This window comes from Massilia aquatica (genome assembly GCF_011682045.1).
Lineage (GTDB): Bacteria > Pseudomonadota > Gammaproteobacteria > Burkholderiales > Burkholderiaceae_D > Telluria_A > Telluria_A aquatica.
Genome location: NZ_VVIW01000003.1, coordinates 246,693 through 266,217, shown reverse-complemented (window position 1 = coordinate 266,217; position 19,525 = coordinate 246,693). Strand labels below are relative to the sequence as shown.

Sequence of the window (19,525 nt, the reverse complement as noted above, 5' to 3'; positions counted from 1 at the left end):
AACATTTTACGAACTATGCAAGTACGGGCCTTTCTTCATGCCAAAAAGCTAAGAGCCGTCTTTCCCGCGAAGGCGGGAAAGACGGCTCATGGTTTAGCGGGACTAAACAATCCCCACGGCTTAACCGCGTACTACTTCGTCACCGCACGCACTGCTTGGCGGTACCGTCCGTCGGCGGCTCGATCATCGGCATCAGGGTCGGCGCCAGCACTGTCAGCAACTGCACCGGCAAGGCACTGGTAAAGTCGTAATCGGCCGACGACGGTCCGTGCACATACGCCGTCATGCTGCCAAAGAAGCGCTCGCCGATGTTGAAGACGAACGTCGCCGAACGGTTCACGTAACGCGATTCGATCAGCCGTCCGCCGCCGCCATACACCTCGAAACGCTGGTCGCCGGTGCCGGTCTTGCCGCCCACGGCGATGATGCTGCCGTCGGCCATCTTGAAGGCGGTCTTGACCCGCTTGGCGGTACCGTCCGAGACCACGCCCCGGATCGCATCGGCCACCGCGCGCGCCACTTCCGGCGACAGGATCTGCTCGCCCGGCGCGCTCTTGGCCTGCTTGACCAGGGTTTCGTACGGCGTGCCTTCGGCGAAATGCAGCGAGTCGATGCGCTGCACCGGTTTGCGCACGCCCTTGTTGACGATAATGCCCATCATCTCGGCCAGCGCCGCCGGACGGTCGGCCGACGCGCCCAGGGTGGTCGCATACGACGGCACCAGCGAGTCGAACGGATAGCCCATCTTCTTCCACTGCGCGTGGATCTTCAGGAACGCTTCGACTTCCAGCAAGCCGGCGATGCGGCGGTCCTGCGCGTGCTTGCGGTGGGTGTTGAACAGCCAGGCATACACTTCCTGGCGCTGCTTGACGCTGGCCCCGATCATGTCCGAGTAAGTCGCGTTCGGGTTGGCGCGGAAGTAACCGACCAGCCACAGTTCGAGCGGGTGGATCGAGGCCAGGTAGCCGCGGTCGGCCAGCGACATGTTGGCTGGCGCGTACTGGTCGTACATGCGGGCGATGCGGTCTTCCGGCACTTCATTGGCCGACACCAGGTTGTCCTTCACAAAGGCCGAGAACTGGGCCAGGGTGGCATTGGGGGCGATCGTGCGGTGCACGTTGGCCAGCCGGGTCGGGGTCGGGCGGAAGCTCGCGAGCAGCACTTTTTCGGCGTCGGCCGCGTTCTTGCCCTTGTACTTGTTATAGAAGCGGCCAAGGAACTCGCGTCCTTCGCGGTCGGCGAAGCGGGCCAGGTATTCGGCGCGGCGCGGATCGTCGGCGTCGGCCAGCAGCGCGGCCGAGGAACCGGGCAGCTGGAACATGTAGTAGCGCACCACGTCGCGCATCAGGCGCACGAACACCAGGTTGGTCGAGCTGCGCAAGGCCTGGCGCACGCTCATCACGCGCGAGTTGTCGAGTTTGCTGAAGTTGCCGAAGGTGTGCATGCCGCCGCCGGTGAAGAAGCCTTCGGCCGGGCTGCCCGAGTACTGGCGTTCGATCGCCGCTTCCAGCATGGCCGGCAGGTCGCGCGCGCCGCCCGAGGGCATCATCAGGAAGTATTCGATCGCCCACTGCGACAGCCGGTCCTTCGGATCGACCACGGTCTTGCGCAGTTCCTCGGCGCTCATGCCGTTGAAGCGCTGGTACAGCTGGTCGATGATGTCCATGTAGGTCACCAGGGTGCGCAGCTTGGCGGTGGAGCCCAGATCGAGCTTGGCGCCTTCGTTGATGTCGAGCGGCTGGTCGTAGTTATCGGTCTGCACGCGCAGGTAGTTGGCCTTCTCGCCGCGTTCCATCAGGGTGAAGCTGTACACCACGTTGGCCGGGTCGCCGTTGCCCAGCATGCCCTTGCCGGTCAGGCCGGCCTCGCGCGCCGAGTCGGCGTTGCGCAGTTTGCGCAGCATGTCGGTGACGGCTTTTTGCGCTTCCGAGTCGAGCGTGCTGACCACCGACAGGTCGAGCCGGTCCACGTTGTACAGGCGCGGGTCGCCCAGCAGACCGGCCAGGTGGGTGCGCACGGCGTTCGAGGCTTTGCGCGAGACGAAGGCATTGGCCGCCGGTGGCGCCACCCCGGAACCCTTGGCCGGCGCCAGCTTGACAGCGAGGGCGGCGTCGCGCAGCTGGGTCGTTATCACGCCGGCCTGGGCCAGCACGCGCAGGTGGGTGTTGGTCAGGTTTTCAAGGTCGTTGGCGCCGGCGCCCAGGTAGTGGGCCGGACGGCGCTGGGCGATCATCAGCGAGAGCGCCTGTTTGTACACCAGCGCCGCCTCGGGCGAATGCGGATCGTCCTTGAGCATCTTGTTCATGGCCGCGAAATCGCGTCCGTACCAGACCCACATGCCATCGCCGATACCGTTGACTTCACCGTAGCCGAGTTTGGCCGACAGCGGCACCGTGTTCAGGTAGTCGATGACGATCTGGCGCCGCGCTTTGGTGGTGTCTTCGCCGTACTGGTAGGCGCGCAGGGTGGCCGAGACCATCTGGCGCGCTTTTTCCGAGAGCGAGCTGGTGCGTCCGTCCGGCGAATGGCGGTATTTTTCGATCTGGGTGGCCAGGGTGCTGCCGCCGGCCGAGCGCTTGTCGCCGCCGCTGAACACGTGCAGCGACTTGTCGAAGACAGCCTTGCTGAAACGGTCCCACTCGACCGCCGGATTGCGTTTCGGGTAGGTCGGGTCGAGCAGTTCGCGGTTTTCGATGAACAGCAGGCTTTTCACCAACGAGGAGGGCGCGTCGTCGAATTTTTCGTAGAAGCGCTCGGGAAAGCGCGACAGGAACAGCGGCTCGCTGCGGCAGTCGAGGATTTCGAGGCCGACCTTGGTTTTTTCGCGGTAGGTGGCAAACAGGCCCTGGTCGGCCAGTTCAACCATCTTGGGCGACAGGCGCGCCTGCGAATCGATCATGAAGTCGCGCGCCTTGAGCTTGGCCAGGTACTCGGGCATGTTGGCGTAGCCGAGCCGCTCGTCGTACGGGCTGTCGTGCGGGAAGCGGATGTTGGTGCTCGGGCCCTTCTCGACCTTGTAGCTGATCTTTTTTGCCATGCCGGCGAAGTACTTGGCCTGCATGGCCGAGGTGCGTACTTCGTCGAGCAGCCACCAGACCCCGGCCCCCAGCAAGGCCAGGATCAGCAGCCACAGGACCAGCTTGATGCGGCTGCGGCGGCGCGGAGGGGTGCCTTGGGGCTCGGTGTCGTGTTCGGAATCGGGCAAGGTGTTGCTGGTGGTGTCGGTATTGGGCAAGGTGTCGGCGTTGATGTTGGTGTCGGAATCGGTGTGCGTGGCGGCGGCGGCGCTGGCGGCGCCGTCGGACACGAGGGACAGGTGGGAATGCGGCGCCGCCATGCCGTCGTCCGGCTCAGGCGGCACATGGCCGAGTTGGATCATTGCCGCGCGGGCGCGCAGTTTGCGCACCGCGCTGGCGACGATGCGGGGCCGTCGAGAACGACGATTACTTTCCATGATGGCTCAACCGGTTTAAATCAATCGTACCTGCGATCACCGCATCAACCTTCGCCATCGTGCAACGGGTCGCTTCGTGTAATCGGGTGGTCAATCGCATTGCTGATCTATTTAGCTGATGTATTTAAAACTGCACTCGGTCGTATCTCACGCGAATCTCACGCGGGAACGAGTGCTGCACGGTCACCATTCCACCACATCGGGTGACCGTGGCGAAGGCATGTTCAAGAAAACTTGATCTGGTCGTTTGTTTTTCGCAAAAAAACAACGGCTCAGCGCGCCGCGCAAAAGCGCTGCCGCAAAACGCGTCACATGCCGGTCATGCTAGGTCCCGGCGCCAGCCTCGTACGGCGCGAATTCGATGCCCATGGCGCCCAGCTGCGCGCACATGTCGGCGAAGGCGGTCGCGGTCAGCGCCGGCTCGCCTTTCACGCCCAGTTCGATATGGCCGCGCGTGAGCGCGTCGCCCACGCTCGGCAGGCTGAATACCTTGACCGGGGCGAAGCGCGCTTCCAGTTCCTCCATCATCGGATTCAGGGTCGACTCCATCGAACCGTACACCAGCACCGACTGCTCGCTGTGCGGCTGCCGGTTGAACAGCTCGCTGTAGCAGTTGTCGAGCACCCAGGCGATCATCGGCCAGGCCATGACCGGAAAGCCCGGCACGAAGTGATGGGTGCCGACCGTGAAACCGGCGATCTTGTTGTAGGCGTTGGGGATCAGGGAGGCGCCTTCGGGAAACTCGGCCATTTTGAGGCGGTGCAGGTTTTCCGGCGAACCCAGGTCGGCCTGCGTGCCCGCTTCGCGCGCCATGTCGGCGATGCGCTCTTCGATGTTGAGGCGTCCCTGCGGGTGCAGCGCCAGCGGCACGCCGAGGGCGGTGGCGGCGCACTGGCGCGTGTGGTCGTCCGGGGTGGCGCCGATGCCGCCGCAGGAAAACACGATGTCGCCGCTGGCCATGGTGCGCTTGAGGGTAGCGCTGATGCGCGCCGGATCATCGCCCAGGTACTCGGCCCAGTCCAGCTTGAGGCCGCGCTCGGCCAGCAGCTCCAGCACTTTGGGAAAGTGCTGGTCGCGCCGCTTGCCCGACAGGATTTCGTCGCCGATGATGATCAAACCGATTGCCATGTGATTCTCCGTTGTTGCAAAAATGGTCAGTGTGCCACGAAAGCGCGTCAGGCAGGTGGCAGGGTGCCCGCGTCCACAGGGGTGGCAGCGCCGTCCGGGGCGGTTTTCCGGGCGGCGCGCAGGTCGGCCAGCGCCTGCATGCAGTAGTACTGGAACCAGAGCGCGGTAAATACGAAGATGAGCACATACAGCCAGATCGAGATCGCCGCCAGGAACGGGAACAGCACGAACGAGATGACCGCGCCGCCGAGCCAGACAATGCCGGGCAAGGCCCCGATGAAGCCCGAGACGATGCCGATGAAGGTCAGCTGCGCGCGGTGGCGGCGCCGGATTTCCTTCATTTCGTCGGCGCTGGCGTAGTCTTCCAGGGCGTCGTAGACCATCACGCGGGTGGTCAGCGCGCCCCACAGGACCACCTGCACCAGCACCGCCACCGGCGGCACGATGTACAGCGGCAGGGTGGCGATCCAGACCACCACGAACAGCAGCGAGGTGCTGATGTTGATCGCCAGGCCGGCCATGAAGCTGCCTTCATTCTTCGCTTCGAGGGTGCTGTAATGGCGCGCCGCGACGTGCCGGGTAATCGGCGGCATGGCGGCCACGCCCATGAAGATCAGGGAGGTGGCGATCATCAAAGGCAGCAGGAGCAGCATGGCGATCAGCGGCACGATCATGGTTTTTACCGCGCTCATGCCGAACGTGCCGAGCGTGGCGCTGGTGGTCTTGAACCAGTCGTGGTCCTGGAACAGGGCCTGGACGTAGTCGAGCAGCGGCTGGAAGCCGTAGGCCAGCAGGATCGCCCACAGCAGCACCGACAGCACGAAGGGAATCACCGTCAGCAGCAGCATCTTGGGATTGGCCTGCGAGACGAGGGCGCGGCGGTAGGCGGTGGCGACGGGGCGCCAGGGAGTCTTGGTCATGGAAAGCGGCCGGATGGTAGTCAAAAAGTCCACGCAGTGTAGCGCGCTTTGGGCGCGTGCGGGGGTGGCGTCAATAGCGCTTCGGCACGGCATGCACTACAATCGCCAATCACACCGATCCACTAAGGAAAACCATGTCCATTATTACTACCGAATCCGGCCTCCAGTACGAAGACACCATCGTTGGCGAAGGCGCCGAAGCGCAAGCCGGCCAGCACGTGACCGTCCATTACACCGGCTGGCTGCGCAACGACGACGGCACGACCGGCGCCAAGTTCGACTCCAGCAAGGATCGCAACGACCCGTTCCAGTTTCCGCTAGGCGCCGGCCGGGTCATCAAGGGCTGGGACGAAGGCGTGCAGGGCATGAAAGTCGGCGGCGCGCGGCGCCTGACGATCCCGGCCAGCCTCGGTTACGGCGCGCGTGGCGCGGGCGGTGCGATTCCGCCGAACGCCACGCTCATTTTCGACGTCGAACTGCTGAAGGTTTAAGCATGTCGATGGGCGCCCTGCGCTACGCGCTGGCGCTGCTGGTGCTGGCCATGTCGAGTGGCTGCGCCGTCGTTGCGGTCACCGGCGCGGTAGTCGGCGCCGGCGTGGCGGTCGGCTCGGCGGCGGTTGGCGCCGGGGTCGCGGTGACCAAGGGCGCGGTGAAGGTGGCCACGTACCCGTTCCGCGACAGCGATGAAGAAAAGGCGGCGAAGGCCAAGGCCGAGGCGGAGCGGAAGGATTAGTAGCTGCAACGCAGCTTGGTTCTCTGGGCACCCGCTACATCTCCCATACCCACGAGCGTCGAAACCGTCGTCCCCGCGAAGGCGGGGATCCATAGCACCTTTGATCAGCGGTGCTATGGATCCCCGCCTTCGCGGGGACGACGCGGTAGCGAAGCTGAGCATCCCCTCTAATCTCTTGCGCTTTTCCGGGGTTTGGCGTGCAAGCTGCGCTAAGATTCTCATCCTTCATTTGAGCCACCCCAGGAGATACGATGAGTTTGCAGGAACAGTTCGACCAGGCCTTGGCCGATTCCAAAAATCTGCCCGAGCGTCCCGATAATCAAACCTTATTGAAGATTTACGCGCTCTACAAGCAGGCATCGGCCGGCGACACCGACGGCAGCCGTCCCGGCATGACCGACTTCGTCGCGCGCGCCAAGTACGATGCGTGGGATGGTTTCAAAGGCACGTCGAAGGACGACGCCATGCAGCAGTACATCGACCTGATCGAAGAATTGAAGGGCTGATAGGCTCTGCCCGCCCCCCCGGCGCGGCCGCTTCAGGCTGCGCCGAATACCGCTTTCATCTTTTCCTTCACTTTCGCCTCGATTTTCGGCGCAAAGGCACTCATCAAGAACCCCAGGCGGATATGCATCGCCACCCGCTGCGCTTCCAGCGCCAGCGATCCGTGCACGCCGCTGCGCTCGAAATGGAGCACGTCGCCCTGCCACGCACAGGTCAGGCCATATTCGGCGGCAATCTTGTCGGCCACTTTCTGGGCCGCTTCGCGCGCCTTGATCGGTGTCAGGCTATGCTCCTGAACGATGCTGATGTCAGCCATGACTTTCCTTGTTGTGTTTTTCGCGCACATGATACCTTGTTGAGCTCGCCCCGCCTAGTTCGCCTCCGCCGCCCGCCCCTTCCCGTCCTATAATGCCTCTAGGCTACTTTTTATCGGAATGACATGAGCGACATGCAACTCATCGCCGCGATCCTGTTCGGACTCGCCCTGGCGCACACCTTCGCCGCCAAGAGTTTCGAACGCCTGGCCGACCGCTATCCGCGCCATGCCGGGCTGTTCCATTTCTTCGGCGAGGTCGAGGTCGTGTTCGGCCTGTGGGCGCTGGTGCTGATCGTGGCCATGGCCTTCCTGGTCGGCGGTAAGGAAGCGATCGCCTACGCCGAATCGCGCACCTACACCGAACCGCTGTTCGTGTTCGTGATCATGGTGGTGGCGGCGTCCAGGCCGGTGCTCGAAGCGATCCGCGCCGCCATCGCCGCCCTGGCCCGCCTGGTGCCGCTGCGCACGCCGCTGGTCAACGTGTGGCTGTGTTTGGCGCTGGTGCCGCTGCTCGGCTCGCTGATTACCGAACCGGCCGCCATGACCCTGGCCGCGCTGATGCTGGCACCGCAAATTTTCCGCAAGGACATGCCCGAGTGGCTCAAGTACGCCGCCCTCGGCGTGCTGTTCGTCAATGTGTCGATCGGCGGCACACTCACCTCCTTCGCCGCGCCGCCGGTGCTGATGGTGGCCTCCACCTGGAATTGGGACAGCGCCTTCATGGCCTCGACCTTCGGCTGGCGCGCCGCCATCGCCGTGCTGATCAACGCGACCGTGGTCACGGTCATGCTGCGCAAGCACATCGTCGATGCACCGCCGCCGTCGCCCGACACGGTCAGGGTGCCGCTGCTGGTGAGTGCGATCCACCTGGCTTTTCTGGCCGCCGTGGTCGGCTTTGCGCACCATCCGGTCATTTTCATGGGCCTGTTCATGTTCTTCATCGGCTTTACCCATGCCTACGACAAGTACCAGAGTCCCCTGATCCTGAAGGAAGGCTTGCTGGTCGGCTTCTTCCTGGCCGGGCTGGTGGTGCTGGGCGGCATGCAGCAGTGGTGGCTGCAACCGATCGTCTCGAGCATGGGCCCGACCGCGCTGTTTTTCGGCGCCACCGCGCTGACCGCGATCACCGACAACGCCGCCCTCACCTACCTCGGCTCGCTGATCGCCGGCCTGTCCGACCAGGCCAAGTACATGCTGATGGCCGGCGCGGTGGCCGGCGGCGGCCTGACCATCATCGCCAACGCTCCCAATCCGGCCGGCGCGGCGCTGGTGCGCGATGGCTTCGAGGATGAATCGATCGGCGTGGCCGGCTTGCTGGCGGGCGCGCTGCCGCCGACCATCATGGCCATGATCATGTTCCTGCTGTAGCACGATTTGGCGGGCTGTTTGCGCCGCATCAAACCGGTGCGGCGTTATCAGGGCGACCATTTCTGCTCAGTTCGCTTGGGTGGCAGGAAAACAAGTCTTGGTTTTTGAGCAAAACAGCCCATGTGTGCGGGCGCAACGGCGCATTTGCTTATGTGGATTGTGTATAAGCCTCAATTGTGGGAATAAGCGAATTGCCTTAAAATACAGTGCTTTGCTATGGTCGGCGTAAGCCCTTCGCCACCGGCCCGCAGCACCCTTTTCACTGATAGGACTGTTATGACCCACGTTGTCACCGAATCGTGCATCAGCTGTCGTTACACCGATTGCGTCGATGTATGCCCGGTAGATTGTTTCCGGGAAGGCCCGAATTTTCTGACGATCGATCCGGACGAGTGCATCGATTGCGCTGTGTGCGTGGCCGAATGTCCCGTCAACGCCATCTTTGCGGAAGAAGATGTGCCGGCCGACCAGCAGCAGTTCATCAAGATCAACGTTGAACTGGCGCGCGCCTGGCCGTCCATCACCAAGACCAAGCCGGCCTTGCCCGACGCGGAACAGTGGAAAGACGTCCAGAACAAGATCGATCAGTTGATCCGTTAAGCCAGCCAGCAGCCCCGCCGGACCGCCCTCGCGGGCCGGCGCCAGGGTTCGCGCCAGCAAGATCGTCTCCATCGTGGCACACTGTCGGCCATCCGCGACAACGCCCGATGCAGCGCTGCAAGCAGCAACCCCACCCCAAAATCAACAGGAAGTAAGCGCATGACTATCATCGCCAACCACGAAGCAGGCAGCGTCGCTGCCAATAGTTCCTTTGCCGGCGCCATCGAGTCCGATGCCGTGATCATCGGCGCAGGCCCGGTCGGATTGTTCCAGGTGTTCGAGCTCGGCTTGCTGGAAATTAAGGCCCATGTGATCGATTCGCTGCCGGCCGTGGGCGGCCAGTGCGTGGAACTGTATCCCGACAAGCCGATCTACGACATCCCCGCGGTACCGGTGTGTACCGGCCAGGAACTGACCGACAACCTGCTCAAGCAGATCGAACCGTTCGAGCCGACCTTCCACCTGAACCAGGAAGTGACCGTGGTGCAGCGCCGCGAAGACGGCCGTTTCAACGTTGAAACCTCGACCGGCACCCAGTTCATCACCAAGACCATCTTCATCGCGGCCGGCGTCGGTTCGTTCCAGGCGCGCACGATCAAGGTCGACGGCATCGACGCCTTCGACGGCACTCAGGTGCACTACAAGGTCAAGGATCCGAGCCAGTTCGAAGGCAAGAACCTGATCATCTGCGGCGGCGGCGACTCGGCGCTGGACTGGGCCCTCAATTTCGTGGGCAAGGCCGAATCGGTGGTGCTGCTGCACCGCCGCGAAGACTTCCGCGCCGCGCCGGCCTCGGTGGCCAAGATGAAGGCCCTGTGCGAAGCGTACGAAATGCAGCTGATTATCGGCCAGGTCACCGGCTTCGATGAAAAAGACGGCAAGCTGAGCGAAGTGAAAGTCACCGGCGCCGACGGCGTGACCCGCCGCGTACCGCTCGACATGCTGCTGGTGTTCTTCGGCCTGTCGCCAAAACTCGGCCCGATCGCCGAATGGGGCCTGGACATCGAGCGCCGCCAGCTCAAGGTGCAGAACACCGAGAAGTTCGAAACCAACGTGCCGGGTATTTTTGCGGTGGGCGATATCAACACCTATCCGGGCAAGAAAAAACTGATTCTGTCGGGCTTCCACGAAGCGGCGCTGGCTGCCTTCGGTGCGGCGCCGTACATCTTCCCGGATAAAAAGATCCACATGCAGTACACGACCACGTCGCCGAAACTGCACAAGATCCTGGGTGTCGAAACGCCGACGTTCGACTGACAAGCGGTCACGCCGGATCAGTCTTACTGCAACAACACATGCCCCGCTCAGTCGGGGCATTTTTCATGCTGCGTTAGGTAGCTCATAAACGCAGCGCAGCATTGTGTGATAAAACGGTGTATCGAACACGCCTGGCTTGCCTGAAACTGACAGCGGCGTAATTTCCAACAAGAATTGCAAATTGCAGACCGGCCTTTCAAATGGCCTATAATTCATCAGCACACCTTACGCAAACGATTGCAAGGCAACGATTACAACGAAGGAATATGTATGCTTTACCAATTGCACGAGATGCAACGCTCATTCCTGACGCCACTGATGCAGTGGGCCGACGCCTCATCCAAACTGTTTTCCAATCCGGTGTCGCCGTTCGCGCACACGCCGTTCGCGCAGCGTATCGCCGCTGGCTACGAGCTGATGTACCGACTCGGCAAGGATTACGAAAAACCCGCTTTCGACATCACATCGACCGTCATCGACGGCGAAACGGTCGGCATCATGGAGCAGGTCGTCCAGACCCGTCCGTTCTGCCGCCTGCTGCACTTCAAAAAAGACCTGAACGACAAGGCGATTGAAAAACTGGGCCAGCCGAAAGTGCTGCTGGTCGCGCCGCTGTCGGGCCACCATTCGACCCTGCTGCGCGATACCGTGCGCGGCCTGCTGACCGGCCATGACGTGTATATCACCGACTGGACCGATGCGCGCATGGTGCCGCTGACCGAGGGTCCGTTCCACCTGGACGACTATATCTACTACGTGCAGGATTTCATCCGCCTGCTCGCACCCGATCTGCATGTCATTTCGGTGTGCCAGCCGACCGTGCCGGTGCTGGCCGCGATCTCGCTGATGGCTACCGCCAAGGATCCGCAGCTGCCGAAAACCATGACCATGATGGGCGGCCCGATCGACCCGAGCAAGTCGCCCACCGCGGTCAACGACCTGGCCATCGAAAAGCCGTTTTCGTGGTTCGAAAACACCGTGATCTACGCGGTGCCGGCCAACTATCCGGGCTTCGGGCGCAAGGTGTATCCGGGCTTCCTGCAGCACGCCGGCTTCATCGCCATGAACCCGGGCCGCCACGCGCAGAGCCACCGCGAGTTCTACAACCACCTGGTGGCGGGCGACGACGAGCCGGCCGAAGGCCATCGCCAGTTCTACAACGAGTACAACGCGGTGCTCGACATGCCGGCCGAGTACTATCTGGACACCATCAAGACCGTGTTCCAGGAACACCGCCTGCCGAAGGGCACGTGGACCGTCGGCGGCAACCTGGTGCGTCCGCAGGACATCACCACAGTGGCGCTGTTTACGGTCGAAGGCGAGTTGGACGACATCTCCGGCGCCGGCCAGACCCAGGCCGCGCACGATCTGTGCAGCGGCATTCCGGCCGACATGCAGCAGGATTTCGTGGCGCCGAAATGCGGCCACTACGGCATCTTCTCGGGCCGTCGCTGGCGCGAAGTGATTTGCCCGAAGATCGGCGAATTCATCCAGAAGCACGGCTGATTTCAGCCCGCTTCCCAAAAATGCCGCACGCGGGTTGATCCCGTCTGCGGCATTTTTTTCGCCGCCAGCGGCGCTGCCCTGCGGGGCGGGCGCTGAGGATGGCGGGCGGCGACTATAATGTCGCTTTCCCACCCATTTGCCGCCCGCCGCCCGCCGCCGTGACCAAGACCCTGGCCGACCACATCGAAGACCTGCTGCCGCAGACCCAGTGCACCAAATGCGGCTACGCCGCCTGCCGCCCGTACGCGCAAGCGATCGCCGAGGGCACTGCCGACATCAACCAGTGCCCGCCGGGCGGCATCGAGGGCGTGGCGCGCCTGGCCGCGCTGCTTGGCCGCAAGGTCATTCCCATCAATCCGGCCAACGGCATCGAGCGTGCGCGCCCGGTGGCGTTTATCGATGAAGCGCTGTGCATCGGCTGCACCCTGTGCATCCAGGCCTGCCCGGTCGATGCCATCATGGGCGCGGCCAAGCAGATGCACACGATCCTGCCGAGCCTGTGCACCGGCTGCGACCTGTGCGTGGCGCCCTGCCCGGTCGACTGCATCAGCATGATGCCGGTGACGGGCGAGCGCACCGGCTGGGCCGCGTGGTCGCAGGAACAGGCCGACAGCGCGCGCGAGCGGCACGACTTCCGCACCGCGCGCCTGCAGCGCGAACGCGAGGAAAACGATGCGCGCCTGGCCGCCAAAGCGGTCGCCAAGATGCAGGAAGTGACGGCGCAGGTGACCAACACGCCCGAAGAAATCGCCGAGAAGGAGCGCAAGCGCGCCATCATCGCCGCCGCCATGGAACGCGCGCGCCAGAAGGCGGCGCCGCCTCCGGAACAATAAGATGAATCCAGCAAAACGCTTTGAAATCTTCAGCCGCCTGCGCGCGGCCAATCCGCACCCGACCACGGAACTCGAATACACCACGCCGTTTGAACTCTTGATCGCAGTGCTGCTCTCGGCCCAGTCCACCGATGTGGGCGTGAACAAGGCCACGCGCCTGCTGTACCCGGTGGCGAACACGCCGGCGGCCATCCTGGCGCTGGGGATCGACGAACTCAAATCGTACATCCAGACCATCGGCCTGTATCACACCAAGGCCAAGAATGTCATGGCCACCTGCCAGATGCTGATCGACCTGCACGGCGGCGAAGTGCCGCACTCGCGCGAGGCGCTCGAAGCGCTGCCGGGGGTGGGACGCAAGACCGCCAATGTGGTGCTCAATACCGCGTTCGGCGAGCCGACCATGGCGGTCGATACGCATATTTTCCGGGTCTCGAACCGGACCGGCATCGCGCCCGGCAAGGATGTGGTGGTGGTCGAGCAGAAGCTGCTCAAGTTCGTGCCCAAGGAGTTCATGCAGGATGCGCATCACTGGCTGATTTTGCACGGGCGCTACACCTGCATCGCGCGCAAACCCCTGTGCTGGAACTGCATGATCGCCGACCTGTGCGAGTACAAGGCGAAGACGCCGGCGCCGGCGGTCAAGTAGTCTCCTGACCAGGCGCGGTTTTTTGGAGAATCGGATGACCGACGACATGCTTCATCAGAATGGCGCACTGCTGCGCGCCGTACGCGCCGACATCACCACCTTGCCGGCCGATGCCATCGTCAACGCCGCCAACTCGTCCCTGCTGGGCGGCGGCGGGGTCGACGGCGCGATACACCGCGCGGCCGGGCCGGAACTGGTGCACGAATGCCGCCTGCTCGGCGGCTGCAAGACCGGCGAGGCCAAGGCCACCGGCGCATACCGGCTGGCCGCCAGATGCATCATCCACACGGTCGGACCGGTCTGGCGCGGCGGAGACAATGGCGAAGCGGCGCTGCTGGCGAGCTGCTACCGGCACGCCATCGGGATTGCCGCCGCGCGGGGGCTGGCGTCGATCGCGTTCCCGGCGATCAGCACCGGCATCTACGGCTACCCGCCGGCACTGGCCGCCAACGTGGCGCTGACCAGCGTGCGCGAGGCGCTGCTGGCCGCACCTGGCATCCGCGAGGTGGTGTTTTGCTGTTTTTCGGCCGCCGACCTGGCGCTGTATGAGGCGGAACTGATCAAGCGCTAAGTCGGCGTGTCGACGAAGTCCCAGTCGGCGTGCTGGAAGCGCACCAGCCAGTTCAGGGCATGGTGGCGTTCCATCACCACGTCGGCATCCGCCCCGAAGTCGGCGCCGGTCTTTTTCAGGCGGATCTGGCGGATATTCCAGTGCAGGCGGTAGGTCTGGTCGAGCGCGTCGACGATCTGGCTGGCGTCGCGCAATTGCGGCCCGCGCATCTCGATCTGGCGCGCCACCGCGGCGGCGGTGTCGCACGGCGCGTCCGGATACGGCAGCTCGTCGACCATGCCCAGCGCCCACTGCAGCACGTACAGGCTTTCGTAACGCCACAGGAACTGCGCGCACTCGTGCTCGGAGGGCGACTCCAGCGCGAGAAAAGTGCGTTCGGCCGGCGACAGGCTGTCGTCCGCCAGCGGCATTTTATCGAGCAGGGTGGCGACCGGCATCGGCTCGCCCGCCGCCACCGATTCGGCGCGCAGGGCCACCAGCAGCAGGGCGCGCGCGCGGCCGATCACTTCGTCGCGCTCGCGCAGGGTTACTTCTTCTTCGCACGCCAGCGGCGGCAGGCTGTCGGGCACCGCAATGCCGCGCGCGGCCAGCATGGCTTCGGTGGCGCTCTTGCGCGTCCACGCCTTGGCCGGATACGGCACCCTGGCATCGGCAGCGGCCTGGCCGTCGGCGACGTTGATCAGCACATGGCCGTCCGGGTCGCGCACGTGGCCGTCCGGCGTGAACAGCAGCGCGTTCGCGTCGCGCGCCCAGGCGTGCAGCTCGGGCAGCGCATCCTCGGCCACTTCCATGCTCAGGTGATGCTGGACCCGCTGCATGTGCAGGATGACGTGGTATTTATCGCGCGTCATCGCTTCCGTGCCGCGGCTGAACACATAGCCGCAAAAGCCGTGCAGGTGCACCAGCAGCTCGCTGTCGGACAGGTCGCGCCGCCCTTGCAGTTCGTGCGCAAAGGCCGGCTGCGCGATGGTGTGGCGCGTGCAGTAGATGTTGTAGAGAGTCGTCGCGCCGGTCGGCGCGGCCGGAACGACAGCCTGGGGGCGGGCGAACAGGCGCTTGAGTGAATTGATCATGGGGCTCGGTGGAACGATGGCGAAATTGCCATCATACCGTCGCGGCGCGTTTTTCGGCAGGATCATTGCGCCGCGCGGCCGCGCGCATGCCGCACACGCCCGTCCTACTCCTCGATGGTCAGCACATTGCCGCTGTCGTCAACGGTGGCCGAAAGGCTGTTTTCAACCATCTCGCCGGCCGCGCTCTTGCCGCGGAAGGTGGTCCACACGCTCATGCCGCTGCCGGTATCGAGATTGGTCGTTTCCACATGCTGGTAGCTGGCCGGGTTCAGCATGGTGCGCTTGATCTCCGCCTGCAGCTTCCGGTGCGCGCCGCTGCGCTTGTCGAACTGGCGCGCCAGCATGGCTTCGCGGCCGTGGGCTTGGCTGAAACGCTCGGTCTCGGCCTGTTCGCGCGCGCTGCTCTCCTTGAGTTGCGCGTCGAGCGCGGCCACCTTGGCGGCGAAGCGCGCATTCGCCGGGTCGAGCGCGGCCAGGCGCGTGTACAGGGCCAGACGCTGGCGCAGCGGCAGCGCCGCTTCGTCTTTCAGGCCCGCTTCGGTCTGGATGATGAGAATCGAGGTGCGCAGCTCATCAAGATCGCGGTCTTTCATGCGCGCGTTCGCTTGCGCGATCAGCGCCAGGGCTTCGGCCAGCTTGCCCTGGTCGCGCATGGCGGTGGCCTTGGCCAACAGGCCCGGCTTGGCTTCCAGGAAGCGCGCCCATTCGCGTGCGCGCGCGCTCTCGAGCGCCTGCACCTTGTCCTGCTCGCGCTGGACATGCTCCCCTTCCGCGACCTCGAAATTTTGCGCAATGCCGATCCAGCCCTGGGCGATGAACAGGACGAAGGTGGCCAGCGCCATGGCGCCCCCGGACAGGGTCACGCCGGTGCGCGCCGTGAAAAAGCGGCGCGACGGCGGCGCGCACACCAACACCGCCAGCAGGGTCACGAAGAACACCAGCACGCTGTAAGTGGTCGAATAGTAGAAGAAGCCGAGCAACAGGAACAGCAGCGTGCTGATCCAGCTCAGGAATGTGGAGAAGACGTCTTTCATGGGATGGGCGCACAGTCAGGCAGGCGGATGGATGCCAAAGCGTAACTGATCCGATGCTAGAGCGCAATGTTTCCAGAAGCGCAGCACGCGGCTGCGCTCCGGATCAGAGCAGGACCAGGTTATCGCGGTGGATCAGTTCAGGGCCTTCGAGAAAGCCCAGCAGCTTTTCGATCTCGGACGAGGGCTTGCGCAGGATGCGGCGCGCCTCGCCGCTGGTGTAGTTGGACAGCCCGCGCGCGACCTCGCTGCCGTCTTCGGCCAGGCAGGTGATGACGGCGCCGCGTCCGAACTCGCCGCGCACTTCGATCACGCCGATTGGCAGCAGCGACTTGCCTTCCCTGGTCAGCTTTTGCACCGCGCCGGCGTCGAGCACCACCTTGCCGGCGGTGTGCAGATGGTCGGCCATCCACTGTTTGCGGGCTGTCAGGCGCCCGGTCGGGGCACGCAGCTCGGTGCCAATCGCTTCGCCGGCGGCCAGGCGCGTGAGCACGTCGCTGTCGCGGCCCCAGGCGATGATGGTGTGCGCGCCCGAACCGGCGGCGCGCCTGGCGGCCAGGATCTTGGTCAGCATGCCGCCGCGACCGATGCTGCTGCCAGCGCCGCCGGCCATCGCTTCGAGGGCCGGGTCGCCCGCTTCGCCATGGGCGATCAGCACCGCTGCCGGGTCCTTGCGCGGGTCGGCGCTGTACAGGCCATGCTGGTCGGTGAGGATGACCAGGGCGTCGGCTTCGATCAGGTTGGCCACCAGCGCGCCGAGGGTGTCGTTGTCGCCGAACTTGATCTCGTCGGTGACGACGGTATCGTTCTCGTTGATGATCGGGACCACGCCCAGGCGCAGCAAGGTGGTGAGGGTGGAACGCGCGTTCAGGTAGCGTTCGCGGTCGGCCAGGTCGGCGTGGGTCAGCAGCACCTGGGCCGTGCCCAGGCCGTGCGCGCGAAAGCTGGTTTCATAGATCTGCGCCAGACCCATCTGGCCGACGGCGGCGCAGGCCTGCAGTTCGTGGATGTCGGTCGGGCGCTTCTCGAAGCCGAGGCGCAGCATGCCTTCGGCGATGGCGCCGGAGCTGACCATGACGACTTCCTTGCCGAGGGCGCGCAGGGCGGCGATTTGCGCGGCCCAGCGCGCGATGGCGGCGTGATCGAGCCCGCGTCCGTCGTTGGTGACGAGCGAGGAGCCGACTTTGATGATGATGCGGGTGGCGGTCTGGATGACGGAGTTCATGGGTCGGCGGTTCTTGTCAGCGCGGGCGCAAGGCAAGCAGCAGGAGGCCTGCCGCCAGTTCGATCCCGCAAACGATTAACAACAATCCCTGGGGCAGGCCGATGGCGAAAGCCGCGACAAAGCGGCCGGCCGGCTGCGCCAGGACGAACAATGCGGTGATATCGCCGAGGACAGGCTGGTCGGCCTGCCTTGCTGCCAGCAGCGCCAGGGCGGCGGTAGCCACCCTGACGCCGACATACATGGCGAAGAACTGGCTGTAGCCGTTCACGCCAACGAGAAACACGCCCATGGCGATCGCCACCCGGTCCGGGTCCAGCAAGGCCGCGAGTGCGGCCAGCGAACTGGCAAGGGCGATCAGGTTCAGAAGCTGCGCGCGCAGCTTCTGCTTGAGCATGGATACTGCCAACTTAGTCGAGGATCTTGAAGCGTGGATCGTCCGGATCGATCGACGCAATGCCGCGTGCTTCTTCGGTCATCTGCGTTTCTTCGGCGCGGTGCTCGCTCTTCTTGATGGTCTCGAGGTGCAGGTAGATGGCGTTGACCAGCTCCGGGCAGCCTTCGTGGCTCAGGGCCGAAATTTCGAACACAGGACCCTTCCAGGCCATGCGCTTGACGAAATCCTTGACCAGCTTCTTGCGGTCTTCTGCCGGCACCACATCGAGCTTGTTCAGGACGAACCAGCGCGGCTTGTCGACCAGCGACTCGTCGTACTTTTCCAGTTCCTTGATCAGGGCCTTGGCTTCCTTGACCGGATCGACATTGGTCTCGAACGGGGCCATGTCGACGATGTGCAGCAACAGGCCGGTACGCTGCAGGTGGCGCAAGAACTGGTGGCCGAGGCCCGCGCCTTCGGAGGCGCCTTCGATCAGGCCGGGAATGTCGGCGATGACGAAGCTCTTCTCGTGCGACACGCGCACCACGCCCAGGTTCGGGTGCAAGGTGGTGAACGGGTAGTCGGCGATCTTCGGCTTGGCGTTCGAGACGGCCGTAATGAAGGTCGACTTGCCGGCGTTCGGCATGCCCAACAGGCCCACGTCGGCCAGCACTTTCAGTTCCAGGCGCAGTTCGCGCCGTTCGCCTTCCTTGCCCTCGGTCTTTTGACGCGGAGCGCGGTTGGTGGACGACTTGAAGTGGATATTGCCCCAGCCGCCCTCGCCGCCCTTGGCCAGCAGTTCGGTCTGGCCGTGTTCGGTCAGATCGGCGATGATCTCGCCGTTGTTGTTATCGACGATCAAGGTGCCGACCGGCATGCGCATGTAGATGTCTTCCGCGCCCTTGCCATAGCAGTCCGCGCCGCGGCCTGGTTCGCCGTCCCTGCCCTTGTGCATTTTGGAGTAACGGAAGTCGACCAGGGTGTTGATGTTGCGGTCCGCAACGGCCCAGATCGAGCCCCCCTTGCCGCCGTCGCCGCCGTCCGGGCCGCCGAAAGGCCGGAATTTCTCGCGACAGAACGATGCGCAGCCATTGCCGCCGTCGCCGGCGATGACCTCGATTTTTGCTTCGTCGATAAACTTCATATTTTGTGCCGCCCTAAAACTAAAAAGGCTCTACCGTGGGCAGAGCCTTTCAATGGAAGGCTTGCGCCTTACAAATGTGCGCCATGACAGCGCGGATACAACTTACGCTGCGACTGCTGCTGGAGCTGCGTCGTTAGCAACAACGGTAACGAACTGCTTCGAGCCTGCGCCCTTGACAACGAACTTCACCTTGCCGTCGACCAGCGCGAACAGGGTGTGATCCTTGCCGGTGCCGACGTTTTCGCCTGCGCGCACCGGGGTGCCGCGCTGACGGATGATGATGCCGCCGGCATTGATGGTCTGGCCGCCGTAGACTTTAACGCCAAGGCGTTTTGATTCTGAGTCACGGCCGTTGCGCGTTGTGCCGCCGCCTTTTTTGTGTGCCATTTAAATACTCCTGGATAGCTGGTTAACTTTGGACTGATCTAGCCGGGCGCTTGCGCGCCTGGCACACGGAATTAACCGTTGATCGAAACGATTTGAATTTCGGTGAAATTCTGGCGATGGCCCTGATGCTTTTGGTAGTGCTTACGACGACGCATCTTGAAAATCTTCACTTTATCGTGACGACCGTGTGCCACAACAGTTACCAGTACCGTTGCACCTTCGACCAATGGCGCACCAAACTTGATGGTGTCGCCCGCGCCTACTGCGAGAACTTGATCGATGGTGAGTTCGGAACCAATGTCTGCCGGTATCTGTTCTACTTTAAGTTTTTCGCCAGCGACAACTTTGTATTGTTTGCCACCGGTTTTTATGACCGCGTACATGATAGGAAACCTCATCAAATGTTAAAAAATTCCCTGGCCGGAGCCGGGGGAACCGCAGATTATACATGGA

The 19,525-nt window shown here is 63.7% G+C and carries 21 protein-coding genes; 10 read left to right on the top strand and 11 right to left on the bottom strand.

What is annotated here, in order from left to right:
• Positions 1-139 precede the first annotated feature (139 nt).
• The 3 genes from F1609_RS07235 to F1609_RS07225 all read right to left on the bottom strand — a co-directional run bounded on the left by F1609_RS07235 (position 140) and on the right by F1609_RS07225 (position 5,502).
• Positions 140-3,454: a transglycosylase domain-containing protein gene (locus tag F1609_RS07235; RefSeq protein WP_229421701.1), complete on the bottom strand. Its 3,315-nt coding sequence runs from the start codon at positions 3,452-3,454 to the stop codon at positions 140-142.
• Between the two features lie 324 nt (positions 3,455-3,778).
• Positions 3,779-4,582, bottom strand: coding sequence for a competence/damage-inducible protein A (locus tag F1609_RS07230; protein WP_167075809.1), 804 nt, complete (start codon positions 4,580-4,582; stop codon positions 3,779-3,781).
• 47 nt (positions 4,583-4,629) lie between these two features.
• Entirely contained in the window at positions 4,630-5,502 is an 873-nt protein-coding gene (locus F1609_RS07225; protein ID WP_167075808.1) for an EI24 domain-containing protein, read from the bottom strand.
• Between the two features lie 134 nt (positions 5,503-5,636).
• Between F1609_RS07225 and F1609_RS07220 the strand changes: the two genes are divergently transcribed.
• From F1609_RS07220 to F1609_RS07210, 3 genes are all read left to right on the top strand, one after another.
• Positions 5,637-5,993: an FKBP-type peptidyl-prolyl cis-trans isomerase gene (locus F1609_RS07220; protein WP_167075807.1), complete on the top strand. Its 357-nt coding sequence runs from the start codon at positions 5,637-5,639 to the stop codon at positions 5,991-5,993.
• A 2-nt stretch (positions 5,994-5,995) separates the two neighbouring features.
• Positions 5,996-6,235, top strand: a complete 240-nt coding sequence (locus F1609_RS07215; protein ID WP_187362949.1) for a hypothetical protein — start codon at positions 5,996-5,998, stop codon at positions 6,233-6,235.
• Positions 6,236-6,486: 251 nt separating this feature from the next.
• Positions 6,487-6,741 carry an acyl-CoA-binding protein gene (locus F1609_RS07210; RefSeq protein ID WP_167075806.1) on the top strand — a complete coding sequence of 85 codons (255 nt, stop codon included), beginning with the start codon at positions 6,487-6,489 and terminating at the stop codon, positions 6,739-6,741.
• A gap of 32 nt (positions 6,742-6,773) precedes the next feature.
• Here the strand turns inward: F1609_RS07210 and F1609_RS07205 are convergent, their stop codons facing one another.
• The gene (locus F1609_RS07205) at positions 6,774-7,055 is read right to left on the bottom strand and encodes a polyhydroxyalkanoic acid system family protein (protein WP_167075805.1); all 282 of its coding nucleotides are present in this window, start codon (positions 7,053-7,055) and stop codon (positions 6,774-6,776) included.
• Positions 7,056-7,178: 123 nt separating this feature from the next.
• On the opposite strand from F1609_RS07205, the gene F1609_RS07200 reads away from it, so the two are divergent.
• The 7 genes from F1609_RS07200 (at position 7,179) to F1609_RS07170 (ending at position 13,839) form a co-directional block, all read left to right on the top strand.
• A complete protein-coding gene (locus tag F1609_RS07200) occupies positions 7,179-8,423 on the top strand; it encodes a putative Na+/H+ antiporter (protein WP_167075804.1) in 1,245 nt (414 codons plus the stop codon).
• 276 nt (positions 8,424-8,699) lie between these two features.
• Positions 8,700-9,023 (top strand): ferredoxin FdxA, encoded by a 324-nt coding sequence (gene fdxA, locus F1609_RS07195; protein WP_166879954.1) that lies wholly within the window; start codon positions 8,700-8,702, stop codon positions 9,021-9,023.
• Positions 9,024-9,182: 159 nt separating this feature from the next.
• Complete coding sequence (locus tag F1609_RS07190; protein ID WP_187362948.1) at positions 9,183-10,280, top strand: NAD(P)/FAD-dependent oxidoreductase; 1,098 nt, start codon at positions 9,183-9,185, stop codon at positions 10,278-10,280.
• Between the two features lie 270 nt (positions 10,281-10,550).
• Positions 10,551-11,786, top strand: coding sequence for a polyhydroxyalkanoate depolymerase (locus F1609_RS07185; RefSeq protein ID WP_167075803.1), 1,236 nt, complete (start codon positions 10,551-10,553; stop codon positions 11,784-11,786).
• 158 nt (positions 11,787-11,944) lie between these two features.
• The gene (rsxB, locus tag F1609_RS07180; protein ID WP_370661600.1) at positions 11,945-12,619 is read left to right on the top strand and encodes an electron transport complex subunit RsxB; all 675 of its coding nucleotides are present in this window, start codon (positions 11,945-11,947) and stop codon (positions 12,617-12,619) included.
• 1 nt (position 12,620) lies between these two features.
• Positions 12,621-13,268, top strand: a complete 648-nt coding sequence (nth, locus tag F1609_RS07175) for an endonuclease III (protein ID WP_167075801.1) — start codon at positions 12,621-12,623, stop codon at positions 13,266-13,268.
• Between the two features lie 34 nt (positions 13,269-13,302).
• The gene (locus tag F1609_RS07170) at positions 13,303-13,839 is read left to right on the top strand and encodes an O-acetyl-ADP-ribose deacetylase (protein WP_167075800.1); all 537 of its coding nucleotides are present in this window, start codon (positions 13,303-13,305) and stop codon (positions 13,837-13,839) included.
• Here the strand turns inward: F1609_RS07170 and F1609_RS07165 are convergent.
• The 7 genes from F1609_RS07165 to rplU form a co-directional block, all read right to left on the bottom strand.
• The gene (locus F1609_RS07165) at positions 13,836-14,912 is read right to left on the bottom strand and encodes a DUF4272 domain-containing protein (RefSeq protein ID WP_167075799.1); all 1,077 of its coding nucleotides are present in this window, start codon (positions 14,910-14,912) and stop codon (positions 13,836-13,838) included. The genes F1609_RS07170 and F1609_RS07165 overlap by 4 nt on opposite strands.
• Before the next feature lie 104 nt (positions 14,913-15,016).
• A complete protein-coding gene (locus tag F1609_RS07160; protein WP_167075798.1) occupies positions 15,017-15,946 on the bottom strand; it encodes an AAA family ATPase in 930 nt (309 codons plus the stop codon).
• A gap of 103 nt (positions 15,947-16,049) precedes the next feature.
• Positions 16,050-17,168: a glutamate 5-kinase gene (proB, locus tag F1609_RS07155; RefSeq protein ID WP_167075797.1), complete on the bottom strand. Its 1,119-nt coding sequence runs from the start codon at positions 17,166-17,168 to the stop codon at positions 16,050-16,052.
• 16 nt (positions 17,169-17,184) lie between these two features.
• Complete coding sequence (locus tag F1609_RS07150; RefSeq protein ID WP_167075796.1) at positions 17,185-17,562, bottom strand: hypothetical protein; 378 nt, start codon at positions 17,560-17,562, stop codon at positions 17,185-17,187.
• 13 nt (positions 17,563-17,575) lie between these two features.
• Positions 17,576-18,685 carry an Obg family GTPase CgtA gene (gene cgtA, locus F1609_RS07145; RefSeq protein WP_167075795.1) on the bottom strand — a complete coding sequence of 370 codons (1,110 nt, stop codon included), beginning with the start codon at positions 18,683-18,685 and terminating at the stop codon, positions 17,576-17,578.
• A gap of 102 nt (positions 18,686-18,787) precedes the next feature.
• Positions 18,788-19,072 carry a 50S ribosomal protein L27 gene (gene rpmA / locus F1609_RS07140; RefSeq protein ID WP_166879937.1) on the bottom strand — a complete coding sequence of 95 codons (285 nt, stop codon included), beginning with the start codon at positions 19,070-19,072 and terminating at the stop codon, positions 18,788-18,790.
• A gap of 71 nt (positions 19,073-19,143) precedes the next feature.
• Positions 19,144-19,455, bottom strand: coding sequence for a 50S ribosomal protein L21 (gene rplU / locus F1609_RS07135; protein WP_054268134.1), 312 nt, complete (start codon positions 19,453-19,455; stop codon positions 19,144-19,146).
• Positions 19,456-19,525: the final 70 nt, after the last annotated feature.

Coding starts and splice junctions, on each gene's coding strand:
- F1609_RS07205 (WP_167075805.1), bottom strand. CDS start 7,055: ATGGCTGACATCAGCATCGTTCAGGAGCATAGCCTGACACCGATCAAG.
- fdxA (WP_166879954.1), top strand. CDS start 8,700: ATGACCCACGTTGTCACCGAATCGTGCATCAGCTGTCGTTACACCGAT.
- F1609_RS07150 (WP_167075796.1), bottom strand. CDS start 17,562: ATGCTCAAGCAGAAGCTGCGCGCGCAGCTTCTGAACCTGATCGCCCTT.
- F1609_RS07225 (WP_167075808.1), bottom strand. CDS start 5,502: ATGACCAAGACTCCCTGGCGCCCCGTCGCCACCGCCTACCGCCGCGCC.
- F1609_RS07215 (WP_187362949.1), top strand. CDS start 5,996: ATGTCGATGGGCGCCCTGCGCTACGCGCTGGCGCTGCTGGTGCTGGCC.
- F1609_RS07230 (WP_167075809.1), bottom strand. CDS start 4,582: ATGGCAATCGGTTTGATCATCATCGGCGACGAAATCCTGTCGGGCAAG.
- F1609_RS07170 (WP_167075800.1), top strand. CDS start 13,303: ATGACCGACGACATGCTTCATCAGAATGGCGCACTGCTGCGCGCCGTA.
- nth (WP_167075801.1), top strand. CDS start 12,621: ATGAATCCAGCAAAACGCTTTGAAATCTTCAGCCGCCTGCGCGCGGCC.
- F1609_RS07190 (WP_187362948.1), top strand. CDS start 9,183: ATGACTATCATCGCCAACCACGAAGCAGGCAGCGTCGCTGCCAATAGT.
- F1609_RS07185 (WP_167075803.1), top strand. CDS start 10,551: ATGCTTTACCAATTGCACGAGATGCAACGCTCATTCCTGACGCCACTG.
- F1609_RS07165 (WP_167075799.1), bottom strand. CDS start 14,912: ATGATCAATTCACTCAAGCGCCTGTTCGCCCGCCCCCAGGCTGTCGTT.
- F1609_RS07235 (WP_229421701.1), bottom strand. CDS start 3,454: ATGGAAAGTAATCGTCGTTCTCGACGGCCCCGCATCGTCGCCAGCGCG.
- rpmA (WP_166879937.1), bottom strand. CDS start 19,072: ATGGCACACAAAAAAGGCGGCGGCACAACGCGCAACGGCCGTGACTCA.
- proB (WP_167075797.1), bottom strand. CDS start 17,168: ATGAACTCCGTCATCCAGACCGCCACCCGCATCATCATCAAAGTCGGC.
- F1609_RS07220 (WP_167075807.1), top strand. CDS start 5,637: ATGTCCATTATTACTACCGAATCCGGCCTCCAGTACGAAGACACCATC.
- F1609_RS07160 (WP_167075798.1), bottom strand. CDS start 15,946: ATGAAAGACGTCTTCTCCACATTCCTGAGCTGGATCAGCACGCTGCTG.
- F1609_RS07200 (WP_167075804.1), top strand. CDS start 7,179: ATGAGCGACATGCAACTCATCGCCGCGATCCTGTTCGGACTCGCCCTG.
- rplU (WP_054268134.1), bottom strand. CDS start 19,455: ATGTACGCGGTCATAAAAACCGGTGGCAAACAATACAAAGTTGTCGCT.
- F1609_RS07210 (WP_167075806.1), top strand. CDS start 6,487: ATGAGTTTGCAGGAACAGTTCGACCAGGCCTTGGCCGATTCCAAAAAT.
- cgtA (WP_167075795.1), bottom strand. CDS start 18,685: ATGAAGTTTATCGACGAAGCAAAAATCGAGGTCATCGCCGGCGACGGC.